This is a genomic window from Streptomyces sp. NRRL F-2664 (assembly GCF_000719345.1).
GTDB lineage: Bacteria > Actinomycetota > Actinomycetes > Streptomycetales > Streptomycetaceae > Streptomyces.
Map to the genome: position 1 here is coordinate 48,241 of NZ_JOFX01000033.1, position 17,436 is coordinate 65,676.

At 75.1% G+C, this 17,436-nt stretch carries 12 protein-coding genes and 1 pseudogene; 3 read left to right on the forward strand and 10 right to left on the reverse strand.

Annotation, left to right across the window (positions count from 1 at the left end; translation table 11 throughout):
* Window positions 1-33: 33 nt before the first annotated feature.
* From IF89_RS0125560 to IF89_RS0125595, 9 genes and pseudogenes are all read right to left on the reverse strand, one after another.
* The gene (locus IF89_RS0125560; RefSeq protein ID WP_030772624.1) at window positions 34-2,775 is read right to left on the reverse strand and encodes a hypothetical protein; all 2,742 of its coding nucleotides are present in this window, start codon (window positions 2,773-2,775) and stop codon (window positions 34-36) included.
* 130 nt (window positions 2,776-2,905) lie between these two features.
* Window positions 2,906-3,064, reverse strand: a complete 159-nt coding sequence (locus IF89_RS47100; RefSeq protein WP_199820559.1) for a DUF6760 family protein — start codon at window positions 3,062-3,064, stop codon at window positions 2,906-2,908.
* Window positions 3,061-3,558, reverse strand: coding sequence for a zinc-ribbon domain-containing protein (locus tag IF89_RS0125570; RefSeq protein WP_030772627.1), 498 nt, complete (start codon window positions 3,556-3,558; stop codon window positions 3,061-3,063). The genes IF89_RS47100 and IF89_RS0125570 overlap by 4 nt, the downstream gene beginning before the upstream one ends.
* The gene (locus tag IF89_RS0125575; protein WP_030772630.1) at window positions 3,555-3,995 is read right to left on the reverse strand and encodes a phage tail protein; all 441 of its coding nucleotides are present in this window, start codon (window positions 3,993-3,995) and stop codon (window positions 3,555-3,557) included. The genes IF89_RS0125570 and IF89_RS0125575 overlap by 4 nt, the downstream gene beginning before the upstream one ends.
* Window positions 3,996-4,036: 41 nt before the next feature.
* Window positions 4,037-5,587 (reverse strand): phage tail sheath family protein, encoded by a 1,551-nt coding sequence (locus IF89_RS0125580; RefSeq protein WP_030772634.1) that lies wholly within the window; start codon window positions 5,585-5,587, stop codon window positions 4,037-4,039.
* Between the two features lie 168 nt (window positions 5,588-5,755).
* Window positions 5,756-7,924, reverse strand: a complete 2,169-nt coding sequence (locus IF89_RS0125585) for an ATP-binding protein (RefSeq protein WP_078628500.1) — start codon at window positions 7,922-7,924, stop codon at window positions 5,756-5,758.
* A 243-nt stretch (window positions 7,925-8,167) separates the two neighbouring features.
* Window positions 8,168-8,641 (reverse strand): annotated as a pseudogene (locus tag IF89_RS42390) (DUF4255 domain-containing protein); the annotation flags it as partial.
* Window positions 8,638-11,757, reverse strand: a complete 3,120-nt coding sequence (locus IF89_RS0125590; protein ID WP_030772638.1) for a DUF11 domain-containing protein — start codon at window positions 11,755-11,757, stop codon at window positions 8,638-8,640. The gene IF89_RS0125590 and the pseudogene IF89_RS42390, both read right to left, overlap by 4 nt.
* 222 nt (window positions 11,758-11,979) lie before the next feature.
* The gene (locus IF89_RS0125595; protein ID WP_051807617.1) at window positions 11,980-12,687 is read right to left on the reverse strand and encodes a helix-turn-helix transcriptional regulator; all 708 of its coding nucleotides are present in this window, start codon (window positions 12,685-12,687) and stop codon (window positions 11,980-11,982) included.
* A gap of 187 nt (window positions 12,688-12,874) precedes the next feature.
* Here IF89_RS0125595 and IF89_RS0125600 point away from each other — a divergent pair, with 187 nt between their 5' ends.
* Window positions 12,875-14,227 carry a hydrolytic protein gene (locus IF89_RS0125600; protein ID WP_234327868.1) on the forward strand — a complete coding sequence of 451 codons (1,353 nt, stop codon included), beginning with the start codon at window positions 12,875-12,877 and terminating at the stop codon, window positions 14,225-14,227.
* Between the two features lie 315 nt (window positions 14,228-14,542).
* Here IF89_RS0125600 and IF89_RS0125605 read toward each other — a convergent pair whose 3' ends face one another.
* Window positions 14,543-15,151: a hypothetical protein gene (locus IF89_RS0125605; RefSeq protein WP_078628502.1), complete on the reverse strand. Its 609-nt coding sequence runs from the start codon at window positions 15,149-15,151 to the stop codon at window positions 14,543-14,545.
* A gap of 133 nt (window positions 15,152-15,284) precedes the next feature.
* Between IF89_RS0125605 and hemL the strand changes: the two genes are divergently transcribed.
* Both hemL and IF89_RS0125620 read left to right on the forward strand, forming a co-directional pair.
* Entirely contained in the window at window positions 15,285-16,607 is a 1,323-nt protein-coding gene (hemL, locus tag IF89_RS0125615) for a glutamate-1-semialdehyde 2,1-aminomutase (RefSeq protein WP_078628503.1), read from the forward strand.
* Window positions 16,604-17,302: a histidine phosphatase family protein gene (locus IF89_RS0125620; protein WP_030772651.1), complete on the forward strand. Its 699-nt coding sequence runs from the start codon at window positions 16,604-16,606 to the stop codon at window positions 17,300-17,302. Before hemL ends, IF89_RS0125620 begins: the two co-directional genes overlap by 4 nt.
* Window positions 17,303-17,436: the final 134 nt, after the last annotated feature.

The window sequence follows — 17,436 nt, forward strand, 5'->3', positions numbered from 1 at the left end:
CGTCGTCCGTCCGTTTCTCGTTCTCACGTGTTCTCAGCGGCGCCCGTCGAAGGGCCTGCCCGCGCGTTCCCTGCCGCGCCGCAGTTCCGTGCGCAGGAGGCGGGCCACCGGGTCGAGCAGACGCCGGGCCAGGTCGTCCAGGTCGAGGTCGCCGCCGCCGTGCGGGGGTGCGTCGCGCGCACCGCCGGGCCGGGCGGGGGCGGCCGGGGCGCGCTGCACCGCAGGCGGGCCGCCCGCCCGCGCCGGCGGCGCGGGCCGCCGGGCCGGTGCGGGTGAGGGTGCGGGCGCGGCGACGGGTACCGGTGCGGCGGCACGGCCGGTGGCCGCGGCGGCCGGAGCCGGCTGGGCCGCGAGCGGCGGCGCCTGCGGGCCGGTCACCGGCAGGGAGCCGACTGCGGTGGCAGCCGGCCGTGCGGGGCGTACCGGGCGTACGGGGTGTACGGGGTGCGGCGGTACCGGGTCCGGGGCGTGCCCGCCGCCGGCAGCGCGCTGGATCTGCGGCGGCCGCGCCTGCGGGCCTGCCGCGGACGGGGTGGACCAGCGCGCCGGGACCACGGGCCGGCCGGCCGGGCGGGAGCGGGGGGCCGCGGCCGGCGCGGCTCCCATGTCCGCCACGTCGAGGGTCCCCAGACCCAGGGGCCGAGCCGCCAGCAACTGGACGGACCGGGGCGCGGCCGCGCCCGGCGCGGCCGTCCCCCCGACGGTCCGGGCGCCGACCAGCGGGACCGTGCCGGGGCGACCTGGTGCGGCCGCCACCCGCTGTACGGGCGGACGCGCCCCCGCGACCGGTGCACCGGTACGGGGCTTCGTGGCGGGCACGCCCGCACCTGGCAGGGGCGCGTGCCCGCGGGCCCCGGAGGACGCGCGTCCGGCGGCACTCACCGGCATCGAGGGCAGGGGCGACCCGAGACCGCTGCGCACGCGCGGCCCGGCGGCCGGCCCGGACGGTGTCGCCGTGGGCGGGAGTTGGGCGAGGGGTGCGCCGAGGGGTGGGCGGGTGTCTGTCGGCCGGTCGGGGGTTTCGGGTGCCGGGCTGCCGGGCGCGGGGTCCGCGTGCCGTTGGAGGGTGGGCATGGCGGGGCTCGGGGTGGTTGCGGTGGTGGGGGCCTGCGGTATCGGGCCGTCGGGCGTGGCTGCTGGGTGTCGCTGCAGGGTGGGCATGGCGGGGCCCGGGGTGGCCGCGGTGGCGGGGGCCTGTGGGGTTGCCGTGGGCGGGAGTTGGGCGAGGGGTTCGCCGAGGGGTGGGCGGGTGCGTGTCCGCCGGTCGGGGGTTTCGGGTGCCGGGCTGCCGGGTGCGGGGTCCGCGTGCCGTTGGAGGGTGGGCATGGCGGGGCCCGGGGTGGCTGCCGTGGCAGGGGTCGACGGGGCGGCCGTCTGCACAGGGTCGGTGAGCGGTTCGCCGAGCGGTGCTCGGGTGGGCATGCGCTGGACCGGCGTCTGCGGCACGGGCGTCGCTTCGGGCTGCGCGTGCCGCCGCACCGGAGGAAGGGGAGCGGCCGTCGGCGGGAGTCCTGTCCGCGGGGTGCCGGGCGGACCGGGGGCGTGCACCCGCTGGACCGGGGTTTCCGCTGCCGGCGCGCCGGCAACGGGCTCCGTCCGGCGGACCATCGGCATGGCCGGGGCGGCCGTGGTGCGGTCCGGCGCCCCAGGATCCGGCACGGCCACCGCGGGTTCCGTGGGCCGGTGCACCGTGGGCGTCGACGGCGTCGACGGCGTCGACGACGTCGGCACGTCGGTGCCGAGCGGGGCGCGGGACTGCGCGCGCTGGACGGGCCCGCCCGGCGCGGTGTCCGGCGCCACCGCAGGCCGTACGGCGGACACGCGGCGCCGGGGCGCGGCGGGGACCCGGGCGGTGGTGAGGGCGGGCCCGACGGGGCGCGGCCGGACCACCGCGGTCCCGCCCTCTCCCGTACCACCCGGCCGGGCGGCCGGGGACGAGGCAGCCCTGGATCCGTGCCCGTCGCCGGTGCCGGTACGGCCTTCGGCGCCTGCCCCGGGGACGACCGCGACGCGGCGGACCACCGGGAACGGTGCCGGCGAGGCCGTCCGGCGGCCGGGCTCGGCAGCGCGCTGTACGGCGGGCGCGGAGGCACCGAGTACGGCGGGGGAGTGCGCGGACGTCAGGCCGAGCGGACCGGACCCGGATCCAGGACCGCCCCGGCGCTGCCCGCGGGACGGTGCAGCAGGGCCCGCCGCGGCAGTCGGCGTGCCCGGCGCGGGAGCGGGACGCGGATCCGCCGCCCGGCCCGGGGGTGTGGCGCGCGACGGAGACGGCTGCGTGCCGCCACCCCGGGACACGGCTCGTGCGACGACCGGCCCCGGCGCGCCGCCGTCCGCGCCACGGCCGGCGGCCGGTGTCGGACGTACGGCATCCGGAGAGGATCCCGGAGCGGATCCCGGAGCGGACGCCGTCGGGTTCGGCGAGGTGGTGCCGGGACGCGTACGGCGGGGGACCTGCGGGGTGTGGTGCCCCGGAGCAGTCGGCTCCGGGCCCGGGCCCGGCTCCGCGGGCAGGGCCCGCAGCAGCAGGGGGCCGCCGCTGTGGGTGGGCCGGGCGGTGGCGGGGCGGGCGACCCCGCGGACGAGGCCCGCGGGAGCGGACGGCAGCAGCGCGTGGGCGAGTCCGGTGTCGAACGACGGGTCGCGCCACGCGGCCAGGCCGGAGCGGAAGGCGAGTCCGTCGCTGACGCCGAGGGCCGCGCGCGACACGGTCAACCGGGGCGGCGTGGTCGTGCGCCAGCCGCCGTCCCAGCCCTCGGGGACGGTCCCCGACACCGGTGCCGTGGCCGACTCCGCCCTCGGACCGGCGGACGCCGATGCCGAAGAGGCCGACGACGCCGACCCCGCGGCCGCGGGCTTCGGCACGGCGGTGCGCCGACGCAGCCTGTCCCGCCATGCCATCTGCCTAACCGCCTTCGTTCACACGGGTGTTGATACGCGCTATCTCGGTGACCCAGTCCTGGCGCTCGGCGTGGGTCAGGTCGAGGATCTCGTCGCGCCGCCAGTGGAAGTGGTAGGCGATGTACGCGATCTCCTCCCGGAGCCGGGGGAGCGCGTACGTCACGATTCCCCCAGGCGCCCACCGGAGAGGTCGACCTCGAAGCCGCCGTCGCAGTGCGGGCAGGTGACCGCCGCGCGGGTGTGGCCCTCGCTGTTGACGCGCCGGTAGAAGTCCTGGAGGAACGCGACGTCGGTCGCGTACATCCGCTCGACGACCCCGGCGTGCACGTCGGTGACGGTGCCCAGCCGGGTGATCACCTGGCTGAGCAGGACCACGCTCAGGTACGCCGGGTTCTCCTTGACCCGCAGGTCGATCTGCGGGCGCAGCTCGTCCCGGGCCGTGGCCAGGCGCATCGCGCCGTGCCGGTGCACCGTGCCCGCCTCGTCCACATAGCCGCGCGGCAGCTCGAACTCGAACTCCGTCCGCAGCCCGTGGTCCTCGCGCGGGGCCGGAGCGGCGGCGGCCGGGGGTGCCGCCGCCTGCTCCGGGGTCTGGGCGGGCGCCGTGACCTGGAGGATCTCCTCCAGGCTGCCCGCGGTCACGGTACGGCGCCTCATTCGACGATGATCTCCTCGAACACGATGGTCACGGTCTCGGTGGCCGCGGCGGACTCGCCGGCCTTGAGGGAGGGGCCCTCCCACTTGGAGGCCCAGCCCTGCATCAGCTGGATGCGGCGGACGGTCGCGCCCGTGGAGTCCTTGATCTCGATCGTCAGGTTCTGCCGCGCGGTGTCGACGGCACCGTTGTTGAGGGTCTCCTTGATCCACTTGGTGAACTCGCTGCTCTTGTCGAGTCCCCGGGTGATGGTGACCTCGCCCGCCTGGCGCGCGCCGGGCTGCTTGCGGATGATCTGCTTGCCCTCCGCGCTGACCTGGCGGACTTCGACGACCTCTTCCTCGACGGTCAGGCCGCTGATCTCCTGGATGGATTCGACCAGGTAGCCGCCGAGCTGCACGCCGAAGATATGGGTGGAAAGAGCATCGCCCTCTGCCATGACTGTCCTTCACCTTTCCTTGTTGCTGCTGCCCCGGAGGGTCACTCGTCGATGAGGCTGGTGCTGTCGGAGAACTGGGCCAGCCGGAACACCACGAACTCGGCCGGCTTGACGGGCGACACACCGATCTCGCAGACCACGCGGCCCTGGTCGATGGACTCCTGCGGGTTGTTGTCGCGGTCGCACTTGACGTAGAACGCCTCCGCCGCCGTGCGGCCGAAGAGGGCGCCGCGGCGCCATTCCTCGGTCAGGAAGGCGGTGACGTTGCGCCGGATGCTGGACCAGAGCCGGTCGTCGTTCGGCTCGAAGACCACCCACTGCGTGCCGAGGAGGATCGATTCCTCCAGGTAGTTGAAGAGGCGGCGCACGTTCAGGTAGCGCCAGGCCGGGTCGGAGGACAGGGTGCGCGCGCCCCAGATCCGGATGCCGCGGCCGGGGAAGGCCCGTACGCAGTTCACGCCGATCGGATTGAGCAGGTCCTGCTCGCCCTTGCTCAGGCGCAGCTCCAGGTCCACCGCGCCGCGGATCACCTCGTTGGCGGGGGCCTTGTGCACGCCGCGCTCGGCGTCGCTGCGCGCCCACACGCCGGCGACGTGGCCGCTCGGCGGGACGGTCGTGTTGCGGCCGGCGGCCGGGTCGAAGACGCGCACCCAGGGGTAGTAGAGGGTGGCGTAGCGGGAGTCGTAGCCCGCCTCGTCGTTGCGCCAGGTCCGCACCTGCTGCGCGGAGAGGCCGGGCGGGGTGTCCAGGACGGCCACCCGGTCACCCATCTGCTCGCAGTGGGAGATCACCGCGAGCTGTACGGTGCGCACCCCCTCCGCGTCGATGTCTCCGCGCTCGTAGGCGCTCATCAGGTCCGGGACCGCGACCATGGTGATCTCATCGATGGTCTCCAGACCGGCGAAGCCGGTGCGGGCGCCCGCGTCACCGACGTACTCGGCCGGGTCCAGCCGGGACACCGTACCGGTGCCGGTCGCGGCGACCGGGGCGTCGGGCAGGGCCACGGTCCCGCCGGCGGGGCGGGTCTGGGCGGCCGACCGCTGCTCGGTGACCTCGATCAGCTTGGAGGCGCGCGCCTGGGTGACGAGGTAGCCCTTGACGTTCTTGCGGGCGGAGGCCTCGTAGGTCTCGGCGACCTGCTCGCCCTGGCGGACCAGGAGCTTGAAGCGGTCCTCGGGCGGGTTCTCGCCGTCGGCGTCGGCGATCTCCACGGACACACCGGTGACGCCGGGCCGTGCCGTGATCAGGAAGCCGCCGAGTTCGACGGGTTCCGCGGCGCGGGCCGGGGGGACAGCGCCGGCAGCGGCCGGTGCGGCGGCTTCGCTGCCGGATCCGCCGATGCGGACGACGTAGGCGGCGCCGCCGCCGTTGGCGAAGTAGCCGTAGACGGCGTGGGGCAGATAGGTGCCCTGGGTGAAGCCTCCGAAGTGCTGGGTGTACTGGTCCCAGTTGGTGACCAGCGTCGGTTCGTGGAAGGGCCCGCTCTGGGCGAATCCGACGAACGCGGCGACGGCGGTGCCGACCCCTTCGATCGGGCGAGCACCGGACTGCACCTCCTCCACGTACACGCCCGGGGTGAGGTACGTCGGCATGCTCGCTCCTTCGTCACGGCTTGCAATCAGGTCCGGTCACAGCTTCGTGCGCGGGCGACGGGGCAGGCAGGGGCGTACGGACCGGGTCAGGGGCAAGTGCGCTGCCCTCGGGGTCGCTTCCGCCGGGCCGTCCAGGCAGCGGGTGCGCCCCCGCGTTCCGTCCGCGGGTCACACGTCCGTGATCTGGTCGAGGTACGGGCCGAACTCGCCCTCCAGGACGAGGCGTCCGAGCTTGCGGTACTCCTGGGCGACGGCGGTCATCACCTGGCGCATCGTCAGGGGTGCGCCCGAGGCGGCCGCGGAGTAGGCGGCCGTCACCGCGCAGGCCCGGATGGAGCCGCCGGCCAGTTCGAACCGGTCGGCGCAGAAGCCGAGGTCGACGTCGTCGGCCCGGGGCACCCGGTCGCCCAGGCAGCGCTCCCACAGGGCGCGGCGCTGGGCCGCGTCCGGCACCGGGAAGTCGGCGATCACGTCGAGGCGGCGGGTGAACGCCTCGTCGAGGTTGGCCCGCAGGTTGGTGGTCAGGACGGCGATGCCGTCGAAGGACTCCATGCGCTGGAGCAGGTAGGCCGACTCCATGTTGGCGTGCTTGTCGTGGGAGTCCTTCACGTCGGAGCGCTTGCCGAAGATCGCGTCGGCCTCGTCGAAGAGCAGCACCGCGTTGACGGCCGACGCCTCGGTGAAAATCCGTTCCAGGTTCTTCTCGGTCTCGCCGACGTACTTGTCGACGACCGTCGACAGGTCCACGACGTACAGGTCCATGCCCAGGTCGGCGGCCACCACCTCGGCGGACATGGTCTTGCCGGTGCCGGAGGAGCCCGCGAACAGGGCGATGACCCCGCGCCCGCGGCCGCCGCCGGGCCGCATGCCCCACTGTCCGAGGACCTGGTCGCGGTGGCGTGCGCGCACCGCGAGGTCGCGCAGCCGGCGGTGGGTGGGGGCGGGCAGCACCAGGTCGTCCCAGCCCACGGCGGGCTCGACCCTGCGGGCGAGGCGGGCCAGTCCTGCACCGTTCTGGGCCCGTACGGCGGCCCGCAGGTCGGCGGGGGAGACGGGACGGCCGTCGAGCGCGGCGGTGCGCGAGGCGCTGTCGGCGGCGCGCCGCAGCTGCCCGGCGTCGAGGCGGTGTGCGGACACGGACCGGGCGAGCGCCTCGATCCCGGCCGCTTCGCCCGGCCCGCCTGCCGCGCCCGTGGCGCCGTGTGCGGCGGCGGCCCGCTCCAGCGCGTGCCGCCAGCGCACGGCCTGCCGGTCGGGGTCGGGCGCCGCCACGTTCAGGGAGACGGGGGTGGCGGCCGCCCAGGCGGGCTCCCAGCCGCCCGTGCCGTGCGTGAAGAGGGGGACGCCGCGCAGGGCCGCGCACAGGGTGCGCAGTACGTGGGCCCGTTCGGCGGGCGGCTCGGGAAGTGCCTCCAGCGGCCCGAGGAGTACCCCGGCGCCCAGCAGGCGGGCTTCGCGTGCGGCGGCGCGGGCGAGTGCGGGCAGGGCGCGGGCGCGGTGGGCCAGCGCGGTCGGGTCCAGGACCAGGGGGGCCAGCCCGCGGGCCCGCAGGGCGGCGGCGGCCAGGCCCTCCGCGTCTGCGCCGCGGGTGCGCAGGTGGACGTGGCCGGTGCCGCTGAGGGCCGCGGCGGCGGCCCGCTGCAGTTCGTCGGGGTCGGCGGCCGGGTCGTCGGCGGCTTCGCCGAGCACCTCCGCCAGGTGCGGGTCGGGTGCGGTGTCGCCGAGCAGGTGGGCGGTGACCCGGTCCGGTACGGCCAGTACCCGTGACAGGGGCGGGCGTTCGGGTTCGGTGAGCTCCAGCAGGCCGCCGGCGACGAGCGGTGCGCCGGGGGCGAGCCGGAAGCGTGCGGTGTCGGCGTGGTCGCGGCCGCACAGTTCGAGGGCGAGCCCCACGGTGGGCCGACGGCGCGTCAGGTCGTCGTTGAGGTAGCCGTAGAGCCGCTCGAACCGGGCGTCCAGGTCCGGGGCGAGGGCGACCAGCAGGAGGTCCACGTCCAGCGGTTCGAGCCCGAAGCGCGTGGTGAGGACGGCGAGCGGCGATCCGGGCGGCGGCGGGCAGGCGGGTGTGGGCAGGTCGGGGCCGTGCCCGGCCCCTGCGTCGTGTCCGCCGTGTCCGCCGTCCAGGATCCGGAGGACTGCCTCGGGCGTGAGGTACTGCCCGCGGTAGGGGTCGTCCGGATCGGGGTCGGCGGCGCGCCGCAGGTCCACGGCCCGCCGCACCCGCTCCTCGACGAGGCGGAGCCGAGCCCACAGGTACGGGATCCCGCCGTCGGCGTCCGGGCCCCCGGCGGGGTCCGGCGCCGAAGCCGGGACAGGGGCCGGGAGGGTGTGCGTCACGGCTGTCGTTCTCCTCGTCGGCGGCGGGCGGGCGCCTTCGGCCGTTCCCGGGAGCCGCCGAAACCGTCCGATCCCGCCGGGCCCAGCTCGATGTAGCGCAGCCGGCGCGCCCTCCCGGGAGCGTCCCCCGCCCCCCTCGGGTGCGGCGCCGTGCGGTACGGAGTCCACCACGAGGCCCTGGGTGACCGGCGGGGCGGTGAGCCTGCTGATACCGGCCAGCGGGGCCTTCACGCGCACTGCGAGGGACGGCCTGAGTTCGCCGCCCAGCGCCGACCACACGTCGGAGGCGGCGGGCGCGTCCATGCCGGTGCCGCCCGCGTCCACGTCCACGATCAGGCCGAGGTCGGCGAGCGTGCCGGTGAGCAGGCGCTGGGGCAGCGCGTCGGTGGCGACCAGGCAGGACAGCACCTGGGACAGCAGCCGGTGCTCGTCCTGCGGCCTGCCCGCCCACGCGGTGACCAGGTACGTCAGCTCGAACCAGCGGGGCGGGGTGCGGCGCGCGACGACGAGGCCGTCCGCGTCGTACACCTCGCCGGCGCCGCTGCCGCGCCGCGTGTGGTCCTCCCTGATGTCGTACAGGAACACGCACACGGTGGGAGCGCTGCGGCGGGCCGCCCAGTCACGGGTCGGCGCGTCGAAGGCGACCTCGACGCCCGACGCCTCCAGACCGGACTCCGCGAGCAGCCGCCGCAGCCCTTCGTCGACTTCGTGGATCACCGGCGGGCCACCTCGTCGGGCGGCTGCACCGTGCCGTTGACGACCAGGAAGTCGGTCTGCACCGGGGAGAAGCCGGGACCGCTCGCGGTGATGGTGCGCGGGCCGGTCTGGTCCTTGGCGAGGATCAGCAGCTGTCCGATGAACGTGCCGTCGGCCTGCGGGAGGGTCGGCGCCGCCGCGGCGGTGATGCCCGGCTTCCACGCGAACCGCACCGGTGCGCCGGGCGGGAAGTCCTCGCCCCGCACCGAGGTGACGAAGCCGGGCCTGCCGATCGGCGGGACGGCGACGATGCGCGGCTGGAGGATGCGCAGCTGCTGCTGGGCGGTGTTGTCGCGGGGGTCGGCGTCCGTGCCGGTGGTGGTGAGGGTCGCGGTGACCCGCCCGGTGAGGGCCTTGTCGGGGCTCAGGACGACCCGCAGGACGGTCCGTGCGCCGGGTGCCAGGTCCGGCAGTGCGCACGTCCCGGTCGGGTCGCAGCCCGGCGGCGGCCCGTCGTGCGGGACGCCCTCGGGCAGGCCGATGCGCAGCCGCAGGCCGGTGGCCAGGGCGCTGCGGCCGTTGGCGACGGTGTAGGTGACGACGACGCGGCCGCCGACGTAGCCGGGGTTCGGCTGTGCGGTGATGCTCACGCCGGGCCCGGCCTCGGGGGCGGGCGGCTGCGGCGGTGCGGGCGGCGGCGTCGGCGTCGGGGTGGGCTTCGGCGTGGGGGTGGGCTTCGGCGTCGGCTCCGGCGGTACGGGGGCCTCGCGCACCGGGACCACGGTCCGGCCGGCGTTGTCGCTGGGGCGGGGGTCGAGGACGCTGCCGGTGACGGACCACTCGACGGGCTGCTCGCCGGGGGTGTGGCCGGTGAGGGTGGCGGTCACCGCGACGGTGGTGCCGGGCCGTACGACGCCCAGGGTGCAGGTCAGGGCCGCGGCGTCGCAGGTGGCGCCGGGCGCGGTGAGCGCGGTGACGCCCACGCCGGGCGGGGGAGCGACGGTCAGCCGGGTGCCGGGGGAGGCCGCCGGGCCGTGGTTGACGACGTCCACCCGGACGGTGGACGAACCGCCGACGGTGAGCGGCGGGGTCGTCCCGGGGGCCCGCACGGCGAGGTCCACCGACTGCTGCACGGCCGGTTCCTTCTGACGGCCCGGCAGGCCGGCGACGAGCAGGGTGTGTGCACCGGTCGCCACGTCCACCAGCTTCAGCTTCTCCGGGCTGTTGGGGGCGCGGTGGCCGCGGGCGGTGAGCACCAGGCTCCTGCCGTCGGCGGTCCAGGCCGCGTCGCGGGGCTGGAAGGGGCCCGAGCCGGGGGGCTCGGGCAGTTCGCGGCCGCAGGCGCCCGGCTTGTCGCGGGCGGCGTCGGGCAGCAGGACCCGGCAGGTGCCGCCCGTCGCGGAGGCCAGCAGGATGCCGTTGCGCTCGTCGATGCGGCCGCCGCCGTTCTTGCGGTTGAAGGCGATGGTGGTGCCGTCCGGGGAGAACGCCGGACTGTCGTCGATGACGTCGCAGGCGCCCGGGCACATGGTGGCGCTCAGGTCGCGCTGCCGGTCCAGGTGGTCCACGGGCACGGTCCAGATGTGCTTGTTGCCGCCGTGGCCGCCCACCACCAGGTTGCGGGTGAAGGCGAGCGCGGTGCCGTCGGGGGACCAGGTGGGCTGGGCGTCGCCGCCGCGGGGCTGCCCGGCGGGCGGGGTGATCTCGCTGCGGACGGCTCCGGTGGCGGCATCCGCGATCAGGATGCGCCCGGATCCCGCGGCCTCCCCGACGCCGCCGGGGGAGGTGCGGGTGAAGGCGAGGTACTTGCCGTCGGGGGAGAAGGTCGGGTCGGTGTCCCAGTCCCGGGGGCCGCGGCCGGCCAGCGGCAGCGGGGCGGCGTTGGCGCCGTCGGCGTCCGCCATCCAGATCCGCTGGATCCGGGCCCCGGGCTCGCCCTCGAAGCGGGTGACGACGATCCTGCGCCCGTCGGGCGTGTAGTTCTGCCGTTCCGTCCACGGGTCGTGGCCGGGGCCGGGTCGGAACAGCGGGTCCTTGGCCGGGTCGGTGTTGGTGTCGGCCGCCGGGTCCTCTTCGAGGATGGTCAGGCCCAGGTCGCGGGGGTCTGCGCCGTCCGCGCGGGCGTCCTGGAGGGTGACGGTGCGCGGGCCGGCCGCGGAGATCCGCTCGACGACGGCGCCGCCGCCCTCAAGGGGACCGAGCCAGGTGGGCGAGCCGATCCCGCGGTCCTCGCTGTACACGAGCTGCGGGGTGTCCGGCGAGTGCGCCGGTACCCGGAAGACGTGGTCCCAGTCGCCCTTGCAGTCGCAGGTGCGGTCCGGGCTGAGGAACAGCAGGCCGTTCCCGTCGGGCAGCCAGGCTGCCCCCCGGGTGCGCCAGCCGGCCTGGGCGCCGGCCAGCAGCTGCCCGTCCGTGCGGCCGTCCGTCCACCGCAGGCGGGGCCCGGCGGTGCCGGTCGCGGTGTAGGCGAGCACGTCGCGGTGGGCGGCGTCGTCCACCGGGTTCCACACGGGTTCGGCGGCCGTGCCGTTGGCGGGGTCGGTGAGCCGGGTGGCGGCGCCGCCGCGCAGGGGGCGTACGTAGACCTGCCGGCCGGTGGGCGCGTCGCCGTCCGAGGAGTACGCCAGGCGTCTGCCGTCTGCGGAGACGGTGGGGTGCTCCTCGTCGGCGGGGGTGTCCGTCAGCCGGGTCAGCCCGGTGCCGTCGGTGCGGACGAGCCACAGGTCGCGCTGGACGCCGCCGGACGCGGCGCGCTGGGCCGAGTCGAAGACGACGGACCGCCCGTCGGGCGTCAGCCGGGGGTTGCCCGCGTCCATGCCGCTCGTCAGCCGGCGTACCGAGCCGTCCGCGGACCGCAGGTACACCTGCGGGTTCCGCTCGTCGCGCCGGCTGGCGAAGACGAGCTGGTCGCCCAGGGCGGCGGGCTGGACGTCGAGATGGACCGGCCCGTCACCGAAGAGCGGGGTGCTGGTGTCGTTCCTGCCGCTCACCACCCGCCCCAGGCTGCGGTGGCGCGTACCGGCGTACGCGATCCGGCCCGCACCCGTGTCGCCCGCGTCCGCCGCGACGGGCCGCGCTCCGGCGTCGCCCGGTCCGGTGGCCGCCGTCACCGCGAGCAGGGGCGCCAGCAGCAGCATCGACGCGCCGGCCCTCCCCCAGCGGTGCCGCCGACTGCCGGACCCTTCCGTGCCCCTCACGGTCCACCTCACAGTCCGGTCCAGCATGCTGCCTGTCACCCCGCCACCCTGCGGCCGGACCCGGCGGGTGCGGCAGGGCCGCGGGGTCGGACCCGGGGGAAGCGGGCGTTGCGCTTTCGGGCAGCGGCGGCCGTCCCCGCCCGCCGCTGCCCGGCCGGGCGGTCAGATCAGCCCGTTGCGCAGGGCGTAGCCGACGGCGTGGGTCCGGTTGCGGAGCTGGAGGCGCGTGATGACCTCGTGCAGGACGTTCTTGACGGTCCGTTCGGAGTAGGAGGTCTTGCGGGCGATCTCCGCGGTGTCGAGGCCCTCCGACACCAGGCGCAGCATGTCCGCCTCGCGCGAGGTCAGGGTCGAAAGGGACACGGAGCGCGGATCGAGCGCCGAGCGCTGCAGGCTGCCCATGTGGTCGAGGAGCTTCGCCAGCAGGTCACCGGGCAGGACGCCTTCGCCGTTCGCTATCGCCAGGACCAGCCGCAGCAGCCGGTCCTGGTCGGCCTCGGCGCGCCGCAGCACCGCGCTGACCCCGCATTCGATGGCGCGTTGCAGGGCGTCCCCGGATGCGAAGGTGCCGACCACGAGGCCCGTGCGGGTGCCGGCGTTGTGCCGCAGCCGGTAGAGCAGTGCGGCCGTCTCGTCGTCCACGCTGTCCACGGTCACCAGCGACACCTGGGCGGTGTCCGCGTCCGCTTCGGGGACGAGTTCGATCTCGGGGCGTTGGCGCAGCTGGTGGACGACCCCGACGCGCAGGATCGGGTCGGAGGCGTACACGGCCACGGTCACCCGTCGGCCGGTTCTGGGACTCGGGACGGAGGGCCTGGGTATGCCGGTGCCGGAGGTGAGGGTGGGGCTGTTGTTGTCAGCGCAGCGCATGTGTCGTACCTGTTCCGTGATGCGAAGGTGGGGTGACGGAATCGGCCCGCCGGGTCGGGTCGCGACGCTGAGGCCCAACCGCTGGCCGTACAAGAGGAGTTGGAAAGTCCGTGGGGGCATCGCGACTGCCCGGGGCCTTGCCCCCGTGTCCGTGGAGGCGGCCGGGGCGCCGACGTAGCGTCGTGGCGTGACATCCCCAGCTGCATCTCCCAGCCCTGGCGCGCCCGTCCTCGACATCGAGCCGGTGTCGGTGATGCCGGGCGGTACCGCCACCACCAGCCTGACCGTGCGCAACGACAGCGACATCGTCGAGGCGTACCGCCTGGAAGTCGTCGGCGACTGTGCTGCCTGGACCACGGTGGAGCCCGAGCGTGTCTCGCTCTACCCGGGCACCTCGGAAACGGTGACGATCCGTCTGGCGCCGCCCCGTTCCCCCGCTGTGCGGGCCGGGGACGTGCCGCTGGCCGTACGCGTGCTGCCCACCGAGCAGCCCGAGGCGGTACGGGTCCCCGAGACCACCGTGCAGGTCGGGGAGTACCGGGAGCTGCGCGCGGAGAGCGCTCCCAGACGCCGCCGCGGCTGGCTCCGCGGGCGGTACCGCATCGCCGTGCGCAACGAGGGCAACGCCCCCGTCCAGGTGGGCTTCACACCCGGCCAGCCCGGTGAGGACCTGAGGTTCGCCTTCACCCCGGGCACGCTCAAGCTGGAGCCCGGGGAGTCCGCCGAGGTGGGGCTGCTGGTCCGCGCCGGCGGCCCGGTGTGGTTCGGATCGCCCGTGACCTGGCCGTTCACCGTGGAGGTGGCCGAGACCCGGGACGGCGGGGAGGGCGAGGACAGCGCCACCGCGCGGCCCGAGCCGGACGTCCGGGCGCCGCTGGAAGTGGAGTTCGTCCAGATCCCGATCTTCCCGACGTGGCTGCTCGCGGTCCTGGCCGCGCTGCTCGCGCTGCTGCTCGCCTGGTTCATGCTGGTACGCCCGGCCGTGCGCAGCACCGCCAAGGAGGCAGCCGCCGAGGCGGCCAGGAACCCGGCGCCCGCCGCGGACACGGCGGGGCAGGCCCCGGTGACCGGCGACGGCGAGCAGCCGGGCGGTACGGGTACGGGTGCCGGCCCGGGTGCCGGCAAGGGCAGCCGGCCCGCACCGGGCGGCGGCGGTACGGGCGGTACCGGAACCGGCGGCGGCGGGCTGCAGAGCTCGGCGACGATCGACCTGCAGACCGGCGGCGGCCAGTCCAAGACCGGCACCTACACGGTGCCCGCGGGCAAGGTGTTCGGGATCACGGACCTCGTCGTCGCCAACTTCCAGGGCGACGAGGGCGTGGTGACGATCAACTTCGGCGACCGGAAGATCACGACGATCGCGCTGGAGACGTTCCGAAACCAGGACTACCACTGGGTCACCCCCATCAGCATCACCGAGAGCCAGACTGTGACCGTCCAGGTGACCTGTGCGAAGCCGGGCACGCCGGCCACCGGCCGTCAGGCGCAGGAGTGCCACGAAGTCCTCAACGTGAGCGGTGTGCTGAGCGACCTCAGGTGACCCGAGCGGCACGGACATCGTCCGTCAGGCTCGCCCAGGAACAAAGCGGACCCGCTCCGGTCCGTCCGGAAAGTGTGGGCCGGACGGACTGGTGACGGGTCGTCGGCAATAGCGCGTTCCGGTGTGGTTACGCCGTTCCACGGCTATTGCGGAGCTACTGGACGGTAGTGACGCAGCTGGAAAAACATGGCCGTATTTCGACGCCCGTACCCCGCTGTCCGCTGTCCGCCCCCGGCGCCCCCGGGGCAGCGGTGGCGGGCAGCGGCATGTTCCGGCCGGGGGCCGAAGCCGACCCGGCCCGCGGAAGGTGCCGGATCAGGGCCAGACCAGGCAGTACGGCTGGTGTCCTGCCTCATGCAGGCGATGGCTGAAATCCTGCCACTCGTGGAGCAGCTGGTAGACGTTGAAGGCGTCGCTCGGGCCGCCGCGGTCGGGGACCGTGGACCAGATGAAGGCGGCGGCGCCCACGGACTCCTCGCCGATCCCGCGCAGCGGGTCGACCACCGTCGTGGGGAGCTTGACCACCGCGTAGTCGGGGTGGAGGACCACCAGCTCCAGCGGCGGCACCTTGTGCAGGGGTATGCCCTCGATGCCGGTCAGGACCATGGCGGCCATCGTCTCCGGCTTGATCTTGGTGAAGAGTCCGCCCATGCCGAGCTCGTCGCCGCCGAGCTCCTCCGGCCGCATCGTGACCGGGACCCGCGCCGCCGTCGCCCCGTCGGGGGCGCCGAAGTACTTGTACGTCACGCCCATGCCGCGACCCCTGGGCAGGTCCTCCGGTGGTGTCGTGGGCTCCGGGACGGCGTCGGCCGCCTCGGTGGCGCGCCGGCGGTGCTTGCCCCGGCGGCGGGCCTCGCGGGCTTCGCGGGCGCGCTGCGGATCGAGGCCGTCCGTACCCTCGCCCGGTCCACCACCGCGTTGCATATCTCCACCCGACTGGTCTTGCTCGTCCCGGCCCCGCGGCCCCCGCCGCGCAGCCTGATCATCATGGCAGTGACCTCCCCCGCGGCGACGCGGTGAAACGCCCGCCCGCAAGTCTGTCGCAGCCTCTGAGACCATGGCTGGTGTGAGCTACCCGTACCCGTATGAAGCCCCAGTTTCGCAGACGCTCTTCGAGCGCGCCTCCCTCGTGACCCCCGGCGGCGTGAACTCTCCCGTGCGCGCCTTCCGCGCCGTGGGCGGTACGCCCCGGTTCATGGTGTCCGGCACCGGTCCGTACCTCACGGATGCCGACGGCCGCGAGTACGTGGACCTCGTCTGCTCGTGGGGGCCGATGATCCTCGGCCACTCCCACCCCGAGGTGATCGAGGCCGTGCAGGCGGCCGTCGCCCGCGGTACCTCCTTCGGCACGCCCGGTGAGGGCGAGGTGGCGCTCGCCGAGGAGATCGTCGCGCGCGTCGCCCCGGTGGAGCAGGTGCGGCTCGTGTCCTCCGGCACGGAGGCGACCATGTCGGCGATCCGGCTGGCGCGCGGCTTCACCGGTCGCGCCAAGGTCGTGAAGTTCGCCGGCTGCTACCACGGTCACGTGGACGCGCTGCTCGCCGCCGCCGGTTCCGGGCTCGCCACCTTCGCCCTGCCCGACACCCCCGGGGTCACGGGTGCGCAGGCCGGCGACACCGTCGTGCTCCCCTACAACGACCTCGACGCCGTCCGGGCCGCCTTCGCCGCGCACCCCGGCGAGATCGCCTGCGTGATCACCGAGGCGGCGCCCGGCAACATGGGCGTGGTCACCCCCGCCGAGGGCTTCAACCAGGGCCTCGCGGACCTCTGCCGCGAGAACGGCGCGCTCTACATCTCCGACGAGGTCATGACCGGCTTCCGGACCTCCCGCGCCGGCTGGTACGGCGTCGACGGGGTGAAGCCCGACCTGATGACCTTCGGCAAGGTCATGGGCGGCGGTTTCCCCGCCGCGGCCTTCGGCGGCCGCGCCGACGTCATGGGCCACCTCGCCCCCGCCGGGCCCGTGTACCAGGCCGGCACGCTCTCCGGCAATCCGATCGCCACCGCCGCCGGCCTCGCGCAGCTGCGGCTGCTGGACGCGGCCGCGTACCAGAAGGTCGACGCGGTCTCGGCGCAGATCCAGTCGCTGGTCACCGGGGCGCTCGCGAAGGAGGGCGTGGCGCACCGCGTGCAGACCGCGTCCAACATGTTCTCCGTCTTCTTCACCGAGGACGTCGTGCGTACCTACGACGACGCGAAGAAGCAGGAGAGCTTCCGCTTCAACGCGTTCTTCCACTCGATGCTGGCGCAGGGCGTCTACCTGCCGCCGTCCGCCTTCGAGTCCTGGTTCGTCTCGACCGCCCACGACGACAAGGCGATCGAGCGTGTCGCGGCGGCCCTGCCCGCCGCCGCCCGCGCCGCCGCGGAGGCCACGGCATGAGCAGCGCAGGCCGCGACGCGCAGTCCGACCTCACCGTCGTGCACCTGGTGCGCCACGGCGAGGTGCACAACCCGGACGGGGTGCTCTACGGGCGCCGCGAGGGCTACCACCTCTCGGAGCTGGGCCGCCGGATGGCGGACCGGGTCGCCGAGCACCTCAAGAGCCGGGACATCGCCTACGTGGTGTCCTCCCCGCTGGAGCGGGCGCAGGAGACGGCCGAGCCGATCGCCAAGGCCCACGGCCTGGACCTGGCGACGGACTCGCGGCTGCTGGAGGCGGAGAACGTCTTCGAGGGCAAGACCTTCGGCGTGGGCGACGGCGCGCTGCGCAAGCCCGGCAACTGGAAGCACCTGACGAACCCGTTCAAGCCCTCCTGGGGCGAGCCGTACGTCGAGCAGGTGGTCCGGATGATGAGCGCGCTGGAGGCCGCGCGCGACGCGGCCCGCGGCCGCGAGGCGGTGGCGGTCAGCCACCAGCTGCCGATCTGGATCGTGCGCAGTTTCGCGGAGAAGCGCCGGCTGTGGCACGACCCGCGGCGCCGCCAGTGCACCCTCGCCTCCCTGACGTCCTTCACGTTCCAGGGCGAGAAGCTGGTGTCGGTGGGCTACAGCGAGCCGGCCCGGGACCTGGTGCCGGCGCACCTGCTGGCCGGGGCGAAGCCGGTGAAGGGCGCGTCCAAGGCGTTCGGCGCCTGATCCGCGTCCGGCCCGCCGCGCTGGTGCGGGGCGGGTCCGACGGTTTGTTACGGGCCGTTACAGGCCTGTCCAAATAAATACAAGATGCGCGGGAATCACCGTGTCAGCACACAGGTCCGGTCAGCTCGTCCCCG